The organism is Candidatus Palauibacter sp., from assembly GCF_965213655.1.
Lineage (GTDB): Bacteria > Gemmatimonadota > Gemmatimonadetes > Palauibacterales > Palauibacteraceae > Palauibacter.
This window is the reverse complement of record NZ_CBDBZT010000003.1, coordinates 2,262,975-2,279,079: the sequence shown is the minus strand read 5'-3', so window position 1 is coordinate 2,279,079 and position 16,105 is coordinate 2,262,975. Positions and strand designations below refer to the sequence as shown.

Sequence of the window (16,105 nt, the reverse complement as noted above, 5' to 3'; positions counted from 1 at the left end):
GGGAAGGTCAGACGGTGCCGGCGGTCCTCGTGAGCCTGTCCTCTTCCACCTCCACCACGTCCCGCGTCTGGAGGCTCTGGACCGTGTGGCGGCGGTGGCGGAGGGCGATGATCGCGTCCGCGGCGGCCGAGGCTGCGGAAAGGGTTGTCGTGTAGGGCACCCGCCGGACGACGGCCGCACGGCGGATCATGTAGTCGTCGTGCTGTGCGTGCTTTCCGAGCGGCGTGTTCAGGAGCAACTGGACCTCGCCCGAGACGATGCGGTCGAGGAGGTTCGGTCGCCCTTCGTGCACCTTGAGGATGCGCTCGCAGGGGACTCCCCGCCCGCGCAGGTATTTCGCCGTCCCCTCGGTGGCGAAGATCGAGAAGCCCAGTTCATGGAAGCGCCGCGCGATCGGCACCATGTTCGGCTTGTCCTGATCGTGCACGGTGATCGCGACGGCCCCCTCCGTCGGCAGCGCCTGGTAGGCGGAGATCTGCGACTTCGCGAACGCGAGCCCGAAGCTGTCTGCGTATCCCATGACCTCGCCCGTGGACCGCATCTCCGGCCCGAGCACGGTGTCCGCATCCGGGATCTTGTCGAAGGGGAGCACCGCCTCCTTCACCGAGACCTGGTGCGGGACGAGTTCGTCGCCGAGGCCCAGGTCGGCGAGTTTCACCCCGGCAAGGACGCGCGCGGCCACCCGGGCCAGCGGGACCCCCGTCGCCTTGCTCACGAAGGGCACCGTCCGGCTCGCGCGCGGGTTCACCTCGAGCACGTAGACCGTCTTCTCGTGCACGGCGAACTGCACGTTGATGAGGCCCCGGACGTCGAGCGCGAGCGCGAAGTCCCGCGTGAAGCGGCGCATGGCCTCCATGTCGATGTCGCGCAGGAGATAGGGCGGCAGGACGCAGGCCGAGTCGCCGGAGTGCACGCCGGCGTCCTCTATGTGCTGCATGATCCCGCCGATCACGACCGTCTCACCGTCGCACACCGCATCCACGTCCGCCTCGAAGGCGTCCTCCAGGAATCGGTCGAGGAGGACGGGATGTTCGGGAGAGGCCTGCACCGCGCGCGCGAAGTACTCCCGTAGCGAGATCGGATCGTACACGATCTCCATGGCGCGCCCGCCGAGCACGTAGCTGGGCCGGACGAGAACGGGATAGCCGATCTCCTCCGCGATCTCCAGCGCCTCCTCGATGCTCGTCGCCGTGCCGCCCGGAGGCATGGGAACGCCCAGTTCGCGGCAGAGTTTGTCGAACCGGCGGCGGTCCTCGGTGCGGTCGATCGACTCGACGCTCGTCCCCAGGATGGGGACACCGAGTTGCTCCAGCTTGCGCGCGATCGTCAGCGGCGTCTGTCCCCCGAACTGGACGATGACGCCCTCCGGCTTCTCCTGTTCCACGATCGCGAGTACGTCCTCCACCGTCAGCGGCTCGAAGTAGAGCTTGTTCGAGATGTCGAAGTCGGTGGAGACGGTTTCGGGATTCGAGTTGATCATGATCGTCTCGAACCCTTCCTCGCGCAGCGCGAGCGAGGCCGAAACGCAGCAGTAGTCGAACTCGATGCCCTGTCCGATGCGGTTCGGGCCGCTGCCGAGGATGATGATCTTGCGCCGGTCCGAGCGCTCGGATTCGTTCTCGTCCTCGTACGTCGAGTAGAGGTACGGCGTGGCGGCGGGGAATTCGCCCGCGCACGTGTCGACGGTCTTGTAGACGGGCCGGAGCCCCGCGGCCTGGCGCAGCTCGCGCACCGCAGCCTCGGTTGTCCCGCGCAACTGTGCCATCTCCGCGTCGCCGAAGCCGATTCGCTTCAACCGTTCGATGTCCTCGGGCGTGACCTCCGCACCTGCCGCGCATGCCTCGCCCTCGCGCACGAGTTCCTCGAGTTGTGAAAGGAACCAGGAATCGATTCCGGTGATCCGATTGATCTCGGCAACGGAGAGGCCCGCCTGGAAGGCGCGATAAAGCTGGAAGGGGCGCTCCGGCGTCGCGGTGCGGATCGCGGCCCGTACCGTGTCGACCTCGTCGTCCTCGAGCCGGTCCTCATCCGGGTCCGGGGAAGGCAGCCACCCCGTCCGCCCGTTCTCGAGCGCGCGGAAGCCCTTGAGCCAGGCCTGCTGGAACGTGCGGCCGATCGCCATCACCTCGCCCACGGCCTTCATCTGCACGCCGAGCGTGGCGTCCGCCTTGGGGAACTTCTCGAACGCGAAACGCGGGATCTTCACGACCATGTAGTCGAGCACCGGCTCGAAGCAGGAGGGCGTCACCTGCGTGATCGCGTTCGGGATCTCGTCGAGGCGATAACCGACGGCGAGCTTGGCGCCGATGCGGGCGATCGGGAAGCCCGTCGCCTTGGACGCGAGCGCCGAACTCCGGGACACCCGGGGGTTCATCTCGATGACGAGCATCTCCCCCGTCGTCGGATGCACGGCGAACTGGATGTTGCAGCCGCCCGCGTCCACGCCGATCTCCCGGATGCAGGCGATGGCCGCGTCCCGCATTGCCTGGTACTCGCGGTCCGAAAGCGTGAGCGCCGGCGCGACGGTGATCGAATCGCCCGTGTGGACGCCCATGGCGTCGAAGTTCTCGATCGAGCAGACGATGACGACGTTGTCCGCCTGGTCCCGCATCACCTCGAGTTCGAACTCCTTCCAGCCGATGATGCTCTTGTCGATGAGCACCTCTCCGATCGGTGACGAGCGGATGCCGGCGCGGACGAGATCCTCGAACTCCTCGCGGTTGTAGGCGGTGCTGCCGCCGGTGCCGCCGAGGGTGAAGGAGGGACGGATGATGGCGGGGAATCCCGTCTCCTCGACCAGTTCGAGCGCCTCGTCGAGGGAGCGGGCGAAGCCGCCGGGAGGCAGGGCGAGCCCGATCCGCTCCATGGCTTCGGCGAACTGTTCCCGGTCCTCGGCGAGCTGGATCGCGCGGACGTCGGCGCCGATCAGCTCCACCCCGTGTTCGTCGAGCACCCCGCGTTCCGCCAGTTCGAGGGCGACGTTGAGCGCCGTCTGGCCGCCCATCGTGGGAATGAGCGCGTCGGGCTTCTCGGCCTCGATCACCCGCTCGACCCAGTCGGCCGTCAGCGGCTCTATGTAGGTCGCGTCGGCGATGTCCGGGTCCGTCATGATCGTGGCGGGATTCGAGTTCACGAGGATGACTCGATATCCCTCCTCGCGGAGCGCGCGGCAGGCCTGCGTCCCGGAGTAGTCGAACTCGCAGGCCTGGCCGATCACGATCGGTCCGGAGCCTATGAGAAGAATCGAAGAGATGTCGTCGCGGCGTGGCATCGGGCGCGCAAGCTATTCAGTCGGACGGCGGATCGCAGCCCCCCGCGGCGGGGTGAAGCGGCGGGGTGAGGGGCCCGCAGGCTACCGCATGAGAAGTGAGACTTCGCGCAGGACCCAGACGGGCACCGCGCGCCGGTCGCGGAGCGCGGGCGCAAAGAGAAACTGGCGGGCCGCCCGCACGGCCGCCTGATCGAAGGCCTGGTCGCCGGAGGTGGTCTGGATCGCCGTGGCTTCGACCCTCCCGTCGGCGCGCACGAGGAGCCAGATGGAGGCCGCGATGTCCGCGTCGAGTCCCTCGGCGCGGATCACCGGAAGCAGGGTCGTCGCCAGCGCGGCCTCGGCATCGGTGTCCCACACGAGACGAGCCGCCTCCTCGGAGGGCACGTAGGCGGGACCCGATTCGCGGAGTTCCGCCAACTCCGCTCGGTCCGCAGCGCGAGCGACCTCGATGCTGGCCAATGAGTCGCGTCGGGCGGCGGCGACCAGCGAATCGCGCCGAGCCGCTTCCAGCGAGTCTCGCCGCGCGGCTGCGGCTTGCTCGGCCCTCGCGATCGAATCCTGTCGTGCGGCCTCTTGTAGCGCCCTCGCGAGCGAATCCTGCCGTGCGGCCTCTCTCTGCGCCCTCGCGAGCGAGTCCTGCCGTGCGGTCTCTTGTTGCGCCCTCGCAATCGAGTCCTGCCTTGCAGCCTCTCTCTGTGCCTCCGCGATCGAGTCCCGGCCCGCGGCGCCCACTGCTGCCGAGTCGCGAACGACCGCACCCGTTACGGGCTCCGGCGTGGCTTCGGGCGGCCGCATCGGGCGGGGGAGGAAGCAGGAAGCAAACGCCAACACCGCGAGCGGCGCGAGAAGAGCCCGGGTCCCCGGCCGGCCCGACACCCGCCGCAGGGTGCTCTCGGTCGTCACGGGGGGTTAGCCCTCTCCTCCCTTGGCGCCTTCCTTGCGCCAGGCGATCGACGCGAGGACGGCGAGTCCTCCCCAGACGAAGCCGAGGATGACGATCATCATGATTATCGTCGTCGTGGTCATGCTCGGTCACCTCCAAAGCGGGCGGCGCGTTCCACGGCGTTCAGCCGGGGGCGGGGCCGTTAAGGCCGAGGTCTTCCGCAGCAACCTGCATCGCGGCGATCACGAAGGCGATGTGCTCGCCCATGTCCTCGCCCAGTTCGGCGCAGTTCTCGAGCATTTCGTCGCGGCTCACGGCTGCGGCGAACGCCTTGTCCTTCATCTTCTTTCTCACCGACCTCGTCTTCATGCCGGTGAGTCGCGTCGGCCGCACGAGGGCGCAGGCGGTGATGAAACCGGTGAGTTCGTCCACGGCCCGGAGCGTCTTCGACATCAGCGTCGTGGCCTCCACGTCCGTGTAATCGGCGTGGGCCATGATCGTCTCGAGGATGTCCTCGTCCACACCCTTCTGGCGCAGGATGGCGACCCCGGTGGAGGGATGTTCCGAGTCGGGCGCGCGGTCGTGGTTGGGCCAGCGCTCGTAGTCGAAGTCGTGGAGCAGTCCTGCCACGCCCCAACGGTTTTCGTCCTCGCCGAATTTGTTCGCGTAGGCCCGCATGCTGGCCTCCACCGCCAGCATGTGGCGCCGGAGCCCGGGACTCTCGGTGTATTCGTGGACGATCGCGAGCGCCTCAGCGCGTGTCGGGAGCATCCGTGGTCACTCTCCTTCGGTGGCTTCGTCGGCGTTTCCGGCCGTGCCGCCCGTCGCGTCGTGCAGGGCGTCCAGGAAGCGGCGGGGTTCACTCTGGCTCAGGAGGAGCGAGTATCCGTCGAGCGTGGGAATGTACACCACCCGCCGCCGGTCCGTGAGGTACAGGAGGGCCTTTTCCCCGCTCCGCAGCCGGAACCATCCGGCGGAGTAACCGCCGAGCGCCGTCCCCATCGTGCGCCGGCGCGGAACGAGATCGGGTTCGCCACGGAGATCGACCACGCGCGACTCGTGGAGTTCGAGACGGTCGAGAGGGATCGTCCGGCCCCAGAGGTCTCCCACCAGCTTCAGCCCCGCGGGCGAGACCTCGGCGCGGCTGTTGCGGGTGGACCAGGCCGCCCAGCCCATCATCAGCGTCACGGCGCCGAGGACCACCATCATGATGACGAAGAACCAGATGATGCCGCGCCCGGAGGCGGGCGGAATCGGGAATACCTGCATGGTCATGTGCCTCGCTACGTGCCTCGCACGTTGGAATCGAGAAGGGCGGCCCGTTTCAGAGCGTCGCGGCCGAACCGGTCCGCTACCGTGTCCATCGTCTTCGCCAGCTCCCGGTGGACCGCGTCGCCGGAGGCCGGGTCATCGTCGTCGAGCAGTCTCAATTGCTCGCCCTCCGGATGATCGAAGCCCGAGAGGCTTACGCCAATGAGCCGCACGAGCCGGCGGGGATCGTCCGCCTTCCGGAACAGCTCCCGGGCGACGGGCCAGATCGCTTCCGTCATGTCCGCCGGCCGTTCGAGCGTGCGCTGGCGCGTGTGCGTCTCGAAGCCGTCCCAGCGCAGCTTAAGCTGCACCGTGCGCCCGGCGATCCCCTTCTTTCGGAGCGACCGCGCCACTCCCTCGCACAGGGCGAGCAGGGTCCGCTCGACGCGGGCGCGATCCTCGACGTCCCGCGGGAAAGTCACTTCCTTGCCGAGCGACTTTCGCCCCGGCCGCGGGTCGACCCGCCGTACGTCGACCCCGTTTGCGAGTTCGTGCAGCCGTCGCCCCAGCTTCCGGCCCAGGGACGCCTCGAGGAACTCGGGCTTGTTGCGCGCCAGATCCCCGATCGTCTTCAGGCCGAGTTGGGCCAGGCGGGCCTGCACCTTCGGCCCCGCGCCCCAGAGTCGCGCTACCGAGAGCGGCGCCAGGAACTCGCGTTCGGTCCCCGGCGGCACCACGACGAGCGCGTCCGGCTTCTTCAGGTCGCTCGCCACCTTCGCCACGTACTTGTTGGAGGCTACGCCGACCGATGCCGTGAGCCGCTCCTCCTCGGCGATCCGCTGCCGGATCCGCGCGGCGATCTCGGGCCCGGTGCCGAACAGCCGCCGGCTGGCCGTCACGTCGAGGAACGCCTCGTCCAGCGACAGCGTCTCCACCTGGTCGGTGAACGAGCGGAAGATGTCGAAGATTCGCCCGGAGATCTCCGCGTAGAAGCCGATCCGCGGGCGCACGTAGGCGCCCTCGGGACAGCGGCGCCAAGCCTGCGAGATTGGCATCGCGGAATGGATGCCGTAACGCCGGGCCTCGTAGTTCGCGGTCGAGACGACGCCCCGGCCCCGGCCTTTGTGCGGGGCGGATCCGATGATGACCGGCTTCCCGCGCAGCGAGGGATCCTCGCGCATCTCGACGGCGGCATAGAACGCGTCCATGTCGACGTGGAGGATCGTGCGCAGCCGCGTCTCAGGCTGCGGCATCTCCCCCCACTTCCCTCTCGTCGAGGATCCGCCGCGCCCGCCCGGGGGCGTCGCTCACGAGCCCGTCGACGCCCCAGTCGAGGAGGCGCCGCATGTCGTCCGGGTGGTTTACGGTCCACACGAAGACGCCCATGCCGTCGGCGTGGGCGCGCCGCACGAACCGCGGTGTGACGATGCGCAGCGCGCCCTGCCGTTCGGGCAGCATGGCGGCATCGCAGTTGGCCGGCGCGACCCGGCCTCCAAGGCCGAACTTGCCGAGGACGACGTACGTGCGGAGTTCGTCCTGATAGGCGCAGCGCCAACGGGCGTGCCGGCTCGCGGGTTCCACTTCCCTGCGCTCGAAGCCGCCCACCAGAATCCGCTCCCGATCCCTGCGGTTCCGGCTCCTCTGCAGCCACGCCCCCAGCTCGTGCCCCGCGGCCGCAGATTTGATCTCCGCAACCACCGGGAGGTCCCCCAGCGCCTCGAGCACCTCCTCGAGGGTGGGGATGCCGACACGCTTTCCCCGGAACGGGAAGGTCTTCCCGTTATCGGTCGTGAAGTGGTAGCCGGCGTCGAAGGGGCGCAGTTCGTCCAGCGTCATCTCCTCCACCTGCCCCGTCCCGTCGGTGGTGCGGTCGAGGCCGGGGTCGTGGATGACCATGAGGTGGCCGTCGGCGCTCCGGTGCAGGTCGAGTTCCACCGCGTCGGCCCCCACGCGCACCGCGTGCTCGAAGGAAGGGAGCGTGTTCTCGGGCGCGAACGCCGCCGCCCCCCGGTGGCCGATGACCCGCAGCGGCGACCCGGGCCCGAAGAGATCGTCGGGCAGCATCGGCACCGTCGGGCGGCTCAGGAATCCACGCGTCGCGCCTGGGCCCGTCCGAGCGCCACGGAGAGTACGATCCACATCCCGGCCAGCGGCGCCGTGGACATCGCCACCCAGGCTAGCGTCAGGCCGAGCATCGCGAACATGCTGTCGATTCCGGCGCCGGCGAGGTCACCGCCCCGGTACAGGAAGACGTCGACGATCGGCTTCGCCTTGTACTTCTCCGCGGGCGGCACGACCGAGAACAGCGTTTCGCGCGAGGGCCGCGAAATCGCGTACCGCGTCGCCCGGTGGACGGCCTGGAAGATCATCATCACGCCATAGATCGGCCACACGGCGAGCACGACGAACCCGAGCACCGTCACGACCGGCAGGATGGCGAGCGTCCACCCGACGCCGAGCTTCCGGATCACGTGCGTCGTGACGAAGACCTGCGTGAACAGGGTGGCGGCCTGCGCCAGGAAGTCGAAGTTGGCGAAGCTTCCCACCCGCTGGCTGAACGTGTCCGTCGCCTCGAGGATCACGTTGGCCTGCGTGAAGTAGATCAGCGTGTTCGACACGGCCATGAACACGACCCATAGGCCGACGCCGAGCAGGTAGGGCGATGTGGCCACGGCCCGCGCGCCGTCCCAGAATGCGCCACCGATCCTGGCGCCCGGTGCGCTCCCGCCGCCGCTTTCCGCTCCCGCTGCAGTAGCCGTCTCGAGCCGGGACAGCTTCGAGCGGCCCGCCGTGCCGTCGAGGATCAGCATGACGCCGATCGCGAGCGCGAAGCAGCCGGCCCCGATGAGCATGAGGCCCGCGGGCAGGTAGGGGCTGTCGGTGAGGCCGCTGATCAGGCTCGCGCCGCCGCCCCCGGCGAGCGCCCCGAGCGTGCCTCCGATCCCGATGAAGGGGAACAACCTCTTCCCCTGATCGACGTCGAACACGTCGACCATGAAGGCCCAGAACACGCTGGTCGAGACCAGGTTGATGACGCTCAGCCACACGTAGAACGTGTACCCGATGCCGCGCGAGAGGCCGGTCTCCGCGTCGGTGCCGATGAGGCCGCCGCCCGCGCGCGCGTCCAGGATGAGGAGCGTCGCGAAACCGATCAGGCAGGTAATGACGAAGAGATAGGCCACGGGGATGAAGCGCCGGCGGTTCGTGCGCGCGACGACGCCCCCGAAGGCAAGGACGGCGCCGAGCGACGCCACCGATGTGACGGCGAAGAGCCAGCGCAGGTCGCCCATCCCACGGGCGACCCCCATCGCCTCCCGCACGGGACGGAGGAAGAAGTAGCCGCAGAGTACGAGGAAGAAGAAGAGCGCGGACAACACCGCGAGGCTGAACTCGCCCCGCCTCATGTTGAGAATCCGCCTTCCGAAGCTGACGACAACTTCCGGCAAGCTGGCCACGTTCGCTCCCACCGTTAGGTTCCGAGATCCTCTGAAGAGAATCCTTTTCTCCATCGACCGGCAAGCAGAGGCACAATGAAGCGCCACCCCGGAGCTTCCCCCGCATGACCCCACCCCCGGAGAGCGAGCCGCGCACGCTCGCGGCGTGGCTGACGGGCGCCCGTCCGGAAGAGGCCCGGCTCGTACTCCTGTCGGCCCTCTACTTCTTCTTCATTCTCTCCTCGTACTACGTGATCCGGCCCATCCGCGAGGAGATGGCCGTGGCGGGCGGAGTCGAGAACATCCCGTGGCTCTTCACCGGCACGCTGACCGCCATGCTCCTCGTCCACCCCATCTTCGCCGCGGTCGTGTCCCGGTGGACCCGCAGGAGGTTCGTGACGCTCACGTACCGCTTCTTCATGCTGAACCTGCTCGTCTACTTCGTGCTGCTGCAGGTCGTGACCGACGGCGCCGCTTCGGTGTGGATCGGCCGGACCTTCTTCGTCTGGATCAGCGTCTTCAACCTGTTCGTGGTCTCCGTCTTCTGGTCGTTCATGACCGACATCTTCCGCGAGCGCCAGAGCCGGCGACTCTTCGGCCTCATTGGCGTGGGTGGAACCGTGGGCGGGATCGTCGGCTCCTCGATCACGGCCTTGCTGGTGGGGTTCCTGTCGCCCGCGACGCTCCTTCTGTTCTCGGTGCTGCTGCTCGAGGGCGCGGTCGTCTGCCTCAAGGCGCTGGATTCGCGCTGCACGACCCCCCGGGCTGCGGTTGACGCGGGTGACGTTGCCGGCGACGGCTCGGATGGTGCAGGCGGTGGAAGGGATGCGGAGGAGGTGATCGGGGGCTCGCCGCTGGAGGGGATTCGGCGGGTCCTGGCCTCGCCCTACCTGCTCGGGATCGGCGCCTTCATGCTGCTGTTCACGATCGGCTCCACCTTCCTCTACAACATCCAGGCGGAGATCGTCTCGCGGACGTTCGAGACGGGCGCGGAGCGGACCTCGGTCTTCGCGCTCATCGACCTTGCGGTGAACCTGCTCACCCTCATGACTCAACTCTTTCTTACGGGCCGCATTCTGAAGTGGCTCGGCGTGCGCCTCGCGCTCGGGATCCTGCCCGTGCTCAGCGTCCTCGGTTTCCTGGCGCTCGGGGCGGCGCCGGTCTTCGCGGTGTTCGTGGTGTTCCAGGTGTTGCGGAGGGCCGGGAACTTTGCGCTCGCGGTGCCGACGAGGGAGGTGCTCTACACCGTCCTTCCGCGTCGGGACAAGTACAAGGCCAAGAACTTCAACGACCTGTTCGTCTACCGGGCGGGCGACCAGATCGGCGTGTGGTCCTTCGCGGGATTGCGCGCGCTCGGGCTGGGAAGCTCCGCGCTGGCGCTGACCATGGTCCCGCTGGCCGGACTGTGGCTGATGATCTCGCTGTGGCTGGGAAAGAAGCAGTCGGCGCTGGCTCGGAGGCCGGCGCGGAGCGCCGGGAGTCGCCGTCCCTGACGGTTCGAATCAGACGGCGCACAACTCCACGGCTTCGCGCAGCGAGCGCAGGGGTTCGCCGCTCCGCGGGATGAACTCGTGCGCCATGAAGCCCTCGAAACCGGTGTCCCCGATGGCGCGCACGATCGCGGGATAGTTGAGTTCCTGCGTCCCGTCGATCTCGGCCCGTCCCGGGACCCCGCCGGTGTGGTAGTGGCCGATCCAGGGGCTCGCATCCGTGAGCGTGCGGATGATGTCCCCCTCCATGATCTGCATGTGGTAGATGTCGTAGAGGATCTTCACGCGGGGCGAGTCGACGGCGCGGATGATCTCGAGCGCGTAGTCCATGTGGTCGCCGATGTAGTCGACGTGTCCGCCGGGCTTCGAGTTCAGAACCTCGACGAGGATCGTCACGTCCTCGGATTCGGCGATCGGGGCGCACTCCCGCAGGCAGCGGATCGAGTTCTCGATCCCGACGGCGTCCTCCATCCCGCGGCGGTTGCCGAAGAAACAGATGACGTTGGGCACTTCGACCTGGGCCGCGTGGGGGATGTGGCGCTCGAAGGCCTCGATGATGCCTCGATGGTTGCTCGGTTCGTTGAGGCCGTCCTCGATCGTGCCCGCCGCGACGTCGCCGCAAGAGACGGTGAGGCCGTGGTCGTGCGCGACCGGCCATTCCTCGACCAGGAGCAGGTCCATCGCCGTGAGACCCATGTCGGCCACGCCCCGGCAGAAGGGGACGAGCGGGATGTCCTCGAAACACCAGCGCGCGACGGACTGGGTGATGCCGGCCGCCTGTCCCGGGGTGGCGGCTTCGCCGGGGGCCCGGCCGAGAGCCGACGCCGGCCTTCCCGCGCCTCCGACCAGGAGACCGAGCGAGGCGGCGCCCGTCGCGCGCAGGGCGTCACGGCGGCTGACGGGCGTCCCGTCGGGGGGGGCGGGGGGCTCAGGCATCCAGTGACGCGAGGTGTTCGTAGCTGATCCGGACCGACGCCATCGGATCCCCGGGCGTGTCGTGCTCGACGAAGTAGTGGATGAGCCCCGCCTGGGCCGACTGCGCGAAGATCGCCTCGAAGTCGATGACGCCCGCGCCCACGTCCACCATCTCGCCATCGGCGGTGCGATCCTTCACGTGGCAGAGGTCGAAGCGCCCCGGGTAGCGCTCGAAGTAGTCGAACGGGTCGCCGCCACCGTGCACGATCCAGAAGAGGTCGATCTCGTAGCGGACCAGTTCCGGGTCCGTGTTCTCGATCATCACGTCGAGGAGGCGGAGCCCGTTCACCTCTTCCAGTTCGAAATCGTGGTTGTGGTAGGCGAAGAGAAGTCCGGCATCGCGGCACCGCGCCCCGAGTCCGTTGAGTTCGTCGGCGAGGCGGCGGTATCCGTCGACCAGAGCCGTTCCCGTGGCGCCGTCGGCTCCAGGCCGCTCGGGACCCGCCAGGTAGGGCAGGACGAGGTATCGGTGCCCGATCTGGGCGGCGGCATCGACGGCCCCCTCGAAGCTCGACCGCAACTCCTGGAGCGACAGGTGCACCGCAGGGGCCGTGAGACCTTCCGCTTCGAGCGTGGCGCGGATCTGAGCGGGCGAGCGGCCGAAGTAGCCGGCGAACTCCACCTCGCCGTAGCCGATGCGGGCGACGGCGGCGATGGTGCGCTCGACATCGCGCGCCATCAGCGACCGCACGGTGTAGAGCTGGAGTCCCCAGGCCTCCGGTAGCGTCCGGATCCCGGCGGCGGCCGCGCGACCCGCGCTCGTCAGCAAGAGGCCGGCTCCGAGTGAATTACGCACGAATCTTCGTCGCTTCATCGGTCTGTCCATGCCGCAATATGCCGCGCTCCCCGGCCGCCGTCGATCCGTCGTCCGGGGGGCGGTCTTCGCGCCGGGCGTGCCTCGGCCTATTATGGCGGAGCGAGGCGGCATCCTGCCGTCCGCGCGCGCGTCGATGCCGGCGAGGAGGACCGACTGTGAGACGGCGCAGGGCTCTCGAGATCATCGGTGCGGCCGCGGGCGCGCCGCTCCTGGTGCCGGGGGGCGCGGTGGCGCAGGCCCTGGCGCTGGGGCAGCGCATACGCGCGGTCACGGGCCCGGTCGGCGGCGCGCCGCCCGCGACGCTCACGCCCGCGCAGGCGCGGACGGTGACGGCGCTCGCCGAGACCATCATCCCCCGGACCGACACGCCCGGCGCGAGCGAGGCGGGCGTTACCGCATTCGTCGATGCACTCCTGACCGGTTGGCTGGACGCGTCGGACCGCGACCGTTTCCTCGTCGGCCTGGACGCCGTGGACCCCACAGCCCGGGCCGCCCACGGCGCCGACTTCGCCGACTGCACCCCGGCTCAGCAGGCGGAACTCGTGGCGCGGATGGACGAGGAGCTCGACCGGCTCCGCCAAGACCCCGCTCAAGACGAGCGTCGGACCTTCTTCTACGACATGAAGCGCTTCACGCTCGCGGGCTACTTCACGTCTCAGGTCGGTCTGCGGACGCTCGGATACCGGATCATCCCCGGAGCCTTCGAGGGTTGCGTCATCCTCGACCAGTACGGCACCGGAGAGGGCCGCCCCGGCGAGCAGAACCAGCAACAGAGCCGGCAGCAGAGCCGTACCGGGGGTCAGCAGTGAGCCGCGCCCCGGCGGTCGGCCGCCGACAGGAAGTCTGGGACGCGATCGTCGTCGGCTCGGGCATCACGGGCGGCTGGGCCGCGAAGGAACTTACGGAACTGGGCTTGCGGACGCTCGTCCTCGAGGCTGGCCCCATGATCGTCCCCGAGCGGGATTACGTGGAACACGTGCCCCCGTACCGCATGCCGTATCGCGGCTGGAACGACCGCAAGGCGCTCGCGGCCGAGCAGCCCGTCCAGCGCGAGTGCTACGCCTGCGATGAGATGGGCCGGAAGTTCTTCGTCAACGACATCGAGAACCCGTACACGACCCCCGACGAGAAGCCGTTCCTCTGGATCCGTGGCCGCCAGGTCGGCGGCCGTTCGATCATGTGGGCGCGTCAGTCGTACCGCCTCAGCGACCTCGACTTCGAGGCCAACGCGAGCGACGGGATTGGCGTCGACTGGCCGATCCGCTACTCGGACCTCGCCCCGTGGTACGCGCACGTCGAAGAGTTCGTCGGCATCAGCGGCCGTCCCGAGGGCCTGCCGCAGCTGCCCGACGGCGTCCTCCTGCCTCCCATGCAGATGACCTGCGTCGAGAACGCGGTGAAGGAGGCGATCGCGCGCGACTTCGGCGATACGCGAATGATGACGATCGGACGCACGGCCGTCCTCACACGCGACCACAAGGGGCGGAGCGCCTGCCACTACTGTGGTCCCTGCCACCGCGGCTGCCGCACGAGAAGCTACTTCAGCTCGCTGAACGCCACGCTCCCGGCCGCCGAGGCTACCGGGAGAATGACGCTACGCCCGGACAGCGTCGTGCACAGCGTGATCTGGGATCCCGCCCGCGGGCGCGTCACGGGCGTGCGCGTCATCGACCGTCAGACCGGCGAGGACCTGGAGTTCTTCGGGGAGATCGTGATGCTCGGAGCCTCGGCGCTCGAGTCGACGCGGATCCTCCTCCACTCGAAGTCCGCCGATTTCCCCGACGGGCTGGCGAATTCGAGCGGTGTCCTGGGCCGCTATCTCATGGACCACACCATGAGCACCGGGGCGAAGGCGAAGTTTCCGGGCTGGGAGAATCACGGCTACACGGGCGAGCGCCCGAACGGGATCTACATCCCGCGCTTCCGGAACGTGACGGAACCGTCCCCGGACTTCATCCGCGGCTACGGCTATCAGGGCTGGTCCACCCGACAGGGCTGGAGCCGCGGCCTCGACATGCCCGGGTTCGGGGCGGAGTACAAGCGCCAGCTCACCGAACCCGGCGTGTGGGAGTTCGAACTCGGCGCCTTCGGCGAGTGCCTCCCGCGCGAGGAGAACTACATCGAATTGGACCCGGAGGGGGTCGATGCGTGGGGGATCCCGGCGCTTCGCATCCACTGCGAGTGGAGCGACAACGAACGCTTGATGATGCGGGACAGCGCCGACCGCGCCGCGGAAATGCTGGAAGCCGGCGGCGGCGTGGACATCGAGTTGCTCACGGATCTCACGGCGCCCGGCCTCACGATCCACGAGATGGGGACGGCCCGCATGGGACGGGATCCGGCGACCTCCGTCCTAAACGGCTACAACCAGGCGTGGGACGCGCCGAACCTGTTCGTGATCGACGGCGCGGCGATGCCCTCCTCCGCCTGCCAGAACCCGTCACTCACCTACATGGCCCTCACCGCCCGCGCCTGCCACTACGCGCGCTGGGCGAAGAACCGCGGCGAACTCTAGCCCCGGAAGCGCCGCGTCCTAGGCTGATGCGGCGAGGGCATCGGCGACCTGCTCCATCTCGGCCATCGTGTTGTACATGTGCGGGCAGAGCCGGATGCCGGGGAACTGCGCCGTGCGGAGCGCGCCCGCGACGCCGTGTTCCTCGTAGATCCGGTTGTAGATCTCCGTGTGATCGTCGACCCCCAGCTCCGCGATGACGACGCCGCCGCCGAGGCCCGGCACGTCCGAAGTGTGGAACTTCACCTCGGGGATCCGCTCGCGGATCGACGCCTTGAGCCCGGCCGCGAGAGCGCGCATGCGGGCCTCGATCGCCGCCGCGCCGATCGCCTGGTGGAACTCGACGGTCTTCCCCACGCCCGCCACCGCGGCGTCGTCCCGCTGCCCGAAAGTGCCGAACTTGTCGGCCCCGCCCCCGGCGATCGCGCCGTCCCAGCCCACCCCCACGACGCTGGGCCACAGTTCGGCGACCCGGTCCGCCCGTACGTAGAGGACACCGGCTTCCTTCGGCCCGCAGAACCACTTGTGGGCGCTGCCCGTGTATGAATCGCAGCCCATGTCGTGCAGGTCGACCGCCACCGCGCCGAAGCTCTGGGCCCCGTCCATGTGGACGTAGATGCCGCGCTCATGCGCGATCTCGCACAGGCGGCGCGCCGGAAGTTCGACGCCCGAGATGTTCGAGATCTGCGTCACGGCCAGCACGCGGGTGCGGTCCGTGAAGGCGTTCACGAAGGCGTCGATCAACTCATCCTCAGCCTTCGGCGCCGGGGGCGTGGCCACGCGGATCACCTTGTAGCCGAAGCGGTCGGCCCGGACGTCCCAGGCCACGTTGTTCGTGGGGTGGTTCTGATCCCAGAGCACGACCTCGTCCCCCGCGCCCAGCACGAGTCCGTTGATCACCGCGTTGTTGCTCTCCGAGGTGTTGCGGGTGATCACGATCTCCTGGGGTGAGGCGCCGAGCAGTTCGGCCAGCGATTCCACCGATTTCGTGGCGAGCGCGTTGAACTTGGCCCGGTTGTGGAACGAGGCGTCCTGATCGATGTCCCGCGTGTAGCCGAACACCGTCTCCTGCACCGGCCAGGGCGACGGACAGAGGTTTGCCGCGTTCACGAGAATGAGGCCGGGACGAAGCGGGAACTGGCCCTTCACCATCTCCCAGAAAGATTCGTCCTCCGTACCCGTGAGGTCTCGCCGCGCCGACAGGTCCTCGAGGCCGAGGGCGGGCTTCGAGCGGGCGAAGGTCCAGGCCGGCGTGGCCGCGAGGGCCGCCCCCGCGGCGGCACGCTTGAGGAATCTGCGACGGTCGGGCAGGCGGGTCGCGTCGGTGGGCGTGCGAGTCGTCACGGAAACCTCCCGGCTTGTGGGCCGCCGCGTCCCGCGCGGCAACCGCGATCGTTCACTGAGGCAACATACGCCGCGCAATGCCGCGCGGTCTATGCACGCGGCGTGGCGCATACCATGTTTCAAGAGGC

Annotated in this window: 14 protein-coding genes; 3 read left to right on the top strand and 11 right to left on the bottom strand. The window is 68.8% G+C overall.

What is annotated here, in order from left to right:
• Nucleotides 1-7: 7 nt before the first annotated feature.
• The 8 genes from carB to ACOOGH_RS12275 all read right to left on the bottom strand — a co-directional run bounded on the left by carB (nt 8) and on the right by ACOOGH_RS12275 (nt 8,860).
• Entirely contained in the window at nt 8-3,271 is a 3,264-nt protein-coding gene (carB, locus tag ACOOGH_RS12310; protein WP_420449182.1) for a carbamoyl-phosphate synthase large subunit, read from the bottom strand.
• Between the two features lie 81 nt (nt 3,272-3,352).
• Entirely contained in the window at nt 3,353-4,174 is an 822-nt protein-coding gene (locus ACOOGH_RS12305) for a TonB family protein (protein WP_420449181.1), read from the bottom strand.
• A 6-nt stretch (nt 4,175-4,180) separates the two neighbouring features.
• Nucleotides 4,181-4,297, bottom strand: a complete 117-nt coding sequence (locus tag ACOOGH_RS12300; RefSeq protein WP_420449180.1) for a methionine/alanine import family NSS transporter small subunit — start codon at nt 4,295-4,297, stop codon at nt 4,181-4,183.
• Nucleotides 4,298-4,337: 40 nt separating this feature from the next.
• Nucleotides 4,338-4,925, bottom strand: coding sequence for an HDIG domain-containing metalloprotein (locus ACOOGH_RS12295; protein WP_420449179.1), 588 nt, complete (start codon nt 4,923-4,925; stop codon nt 4,338-4,340).
• Between the two features lie 6 nt (nt 4,926-4,931).
• Nucleotides 4,932-5,429: a PH domain-containing protein gene (locus ACOOGH_RS12290; RefSeq protein ID WP_420449178.1), complete on the bottom strand. Its 498-nt coding sequence runs from the start codon at nt 5,427-5,429 to the stop codon at nt 4,932-4,934.
• An 8-nt stretch (nt 5,430-5,437) separates the two neighbouring features.
• Nucleotides 5,438-6,658, bottom strand: coding sequence for a DNA polymerase IV (gene dinB / locus ACOOGH_RS12285; protein ID WP_420449177.1), 1,221 nt, complete (start codon nt 6,656-6,658; stop codon nt 5,438-5,440).
• Entirely contained in the window at nt 6,645-7,469 is an 825-nt protein-coding gene (locus ACOOGH_RS12280; protein WP_420450123.1) for a glycerophosphodiester phosphodiesterase, read from the bottom strand. The genes dinB and ACOOGH_RS12280 overlap by 14 nt, the downstream gene beginning before the upstream one ends.
• Before the next feature lie 17 nt (nt 7,470-7,486).
• Nucleotides 7,487-8,860 carry an NTP/NDP exchange transporter gene (locus ACOOGH_RS12275; protein WP_420449176.1) on the bottom strand — a complete coding sequence of 458 codons (1,374 nt, stop codon included), beginning with the start codon at nt 8,858-8,860 and terminating at the stop codon, nt 7,487-7,489.
• Between the two features lie 104 nt (nt 8,861-8,964).
• On the opposite strand from ACOOGH_RS12275, the gene ACOOGH_RS12270 reads away from it, so the two are divergent.
• Nucleotides 8,965-10,332, top strand: coding sequence for an NTP/NDP exchange transporter (locus ACOOGH_RS12270; protein ID WP_420449175.1), 1,368 nt, complete (start codon nt 8,965-8,967; stop codon nt 10,330-10,332).
• A gap of 9 nt (nt 10,333-10,341) precedes the next feature.
• On the opposite strand, the gene ACOOGH_RS12265 is transcribed toward ACOOGH_RS12270, so the two are convergent.
• On the bottom strand, nt 10,342-11,265 hold the full coding sequence (locus ACOOGH_RS12265) for a hydroxypyruvate isomerase family protein (protein WP_420449174.1): 924 nt from the start codon (nt 11,263-11,265) through the stop codon (nt 10,342-10,344).
• A complete protein-coding gene (locus ACOOGH_RS12260; RefSeq protein WP_420449173.1) occupies nt 11,258-12,118 on the bottom strand; it encodes a sugar phosphate isomerase/epimerase family protein in 861 nt (286 codons plus the stop codon). Before ACOOGH_RS12260 ends, ACOOGH_RS12265 begins: the two co-directional genes overlap by 8 nt.
• A 158-nt stretch (nt 12,119-12,276) precedes the next feature.
• Here ACOOGH_RS12260 and ACOOGH_RS12255 point away from each other — a divergent pair, with 158 nt between their 5' ends.
• Both ACOOGH_RS12255 and ACOOGH_RS12250 read left to right on the top strand, forming a co-directional pair.
• Entirely contained in the window at nt 12,277-12,930 is a 654-nt protein-coding gene (locus ACOOGH_RS12255; RefSeq protein WP_420449172.1) for a gluconate 2-dehydrogenase subunit 3 family protein, read from the top strand.
• Nucleotides 12,927-14,636, top strand: a complete 1,710-nt coding sequence (locus ACOOGH_RS12250) for a GMC oxidoreductase (protein WP_420449171.1) — start codon at nt 12,927-12,929, stop codon at nt 14,634-14,636. The genes ACOOGH_RS12255 and ACOOGH_RS12250 overlap by 4 nt, the downstream gene beginning before the upstream one ends.
• Before the next feature lie 18 nt (nt 14,637-14,654).
• On the opposite strand, the gene ACOOGH_RS12245 is transcribed toward ACOOGH_RS12250, so the two are convergent.
• The gene (locus ACOOGH_RS12245) at nt 14,655-15,977 is read right to left on the bottom strand and encodes an aminotransferase class V-fold PLP-dependent enzyme (protein ID WP_420449170.1); all 1,323 of its coding nucleotides are present in this window, start codon (nt 15,975-15,977) and stop codon (nt 14,655-14,657) included.
• Between the last annotated feature and the right edge of the window lie 128 nt (nt 15,978-16,105).

What these genes read in the sequence shown, in the direction of transcription:
- carB (WP_420449182.1), bottom strand. Translation starts at nt 3,271, where the DNA reads ATGCCACGCCGCGACGACATCTCTTCGATTCTTCTCATAGGCTCCGGA.
- ACOOGH_RS12300 (WP_420449180.1), bottom strand. Translation starts at nt 4,297, where the DNA reads ATGACCACGACGACGATAATCATGATGATCGTCATCCTCGGCTTCGTC.
- ACOOGH_RS12295 (WP_420449179.1), bottom strand. Translation starts at nt 4,925, where the DNA reads ATGCTCCCGACACGCGCTGAGGCGCTCGCGATCGTCCACGAATACACC.
- ACOOGH_RS12290 (WP_420449178.1), bottom strand. Translation starts at nt 5,429, where the DNA reads ATGACCATGCAGGTATTCCCGATTCCGCCCGCCTCCGGGCGCGGCATC.
- dinB (WP_420449177.1), bottom strand. Translation starts at nt 6,658, where the DNA reads ATGCCGCAGCCTGAGACGCGGCTGCGCACGATCCTCCACGTCGACATG.
- ACOOGH_RS12280 (WP_420450123.1), bottom strand. Translation starts at nt 7,469, where the DNA reads ATGCTGCCCGACGATCTCTTCGGGCCCGGGTCGCCGCTGCGGGTCATC.
- ACOOGH_RS12270 (WP_420449175.1), top strand. Translation starts at nt 8,965, where the DNA reads ATGACCCCACCCCCGGAGAGCGAGCCGCGCACGCTCGCGGCGTGGCTG.
- ACOOGH_RS12265 (WP_420449174.1), bottom strand. Translation starts at nt 11,265, where the DNA reads ATGCCTGAGCCCCCCGCCCCCCCCGACGGGACGCCCGTCAGCCGCCGT.
- ACOOGH_RS12260 (WP_420449173.1), bottom strand. Translation starts at nt 12,118, where the DNA reads ATGAAGCGACGAAGATTCGTGCGTAATTCACTCGGAGCCGGCCTCTTG.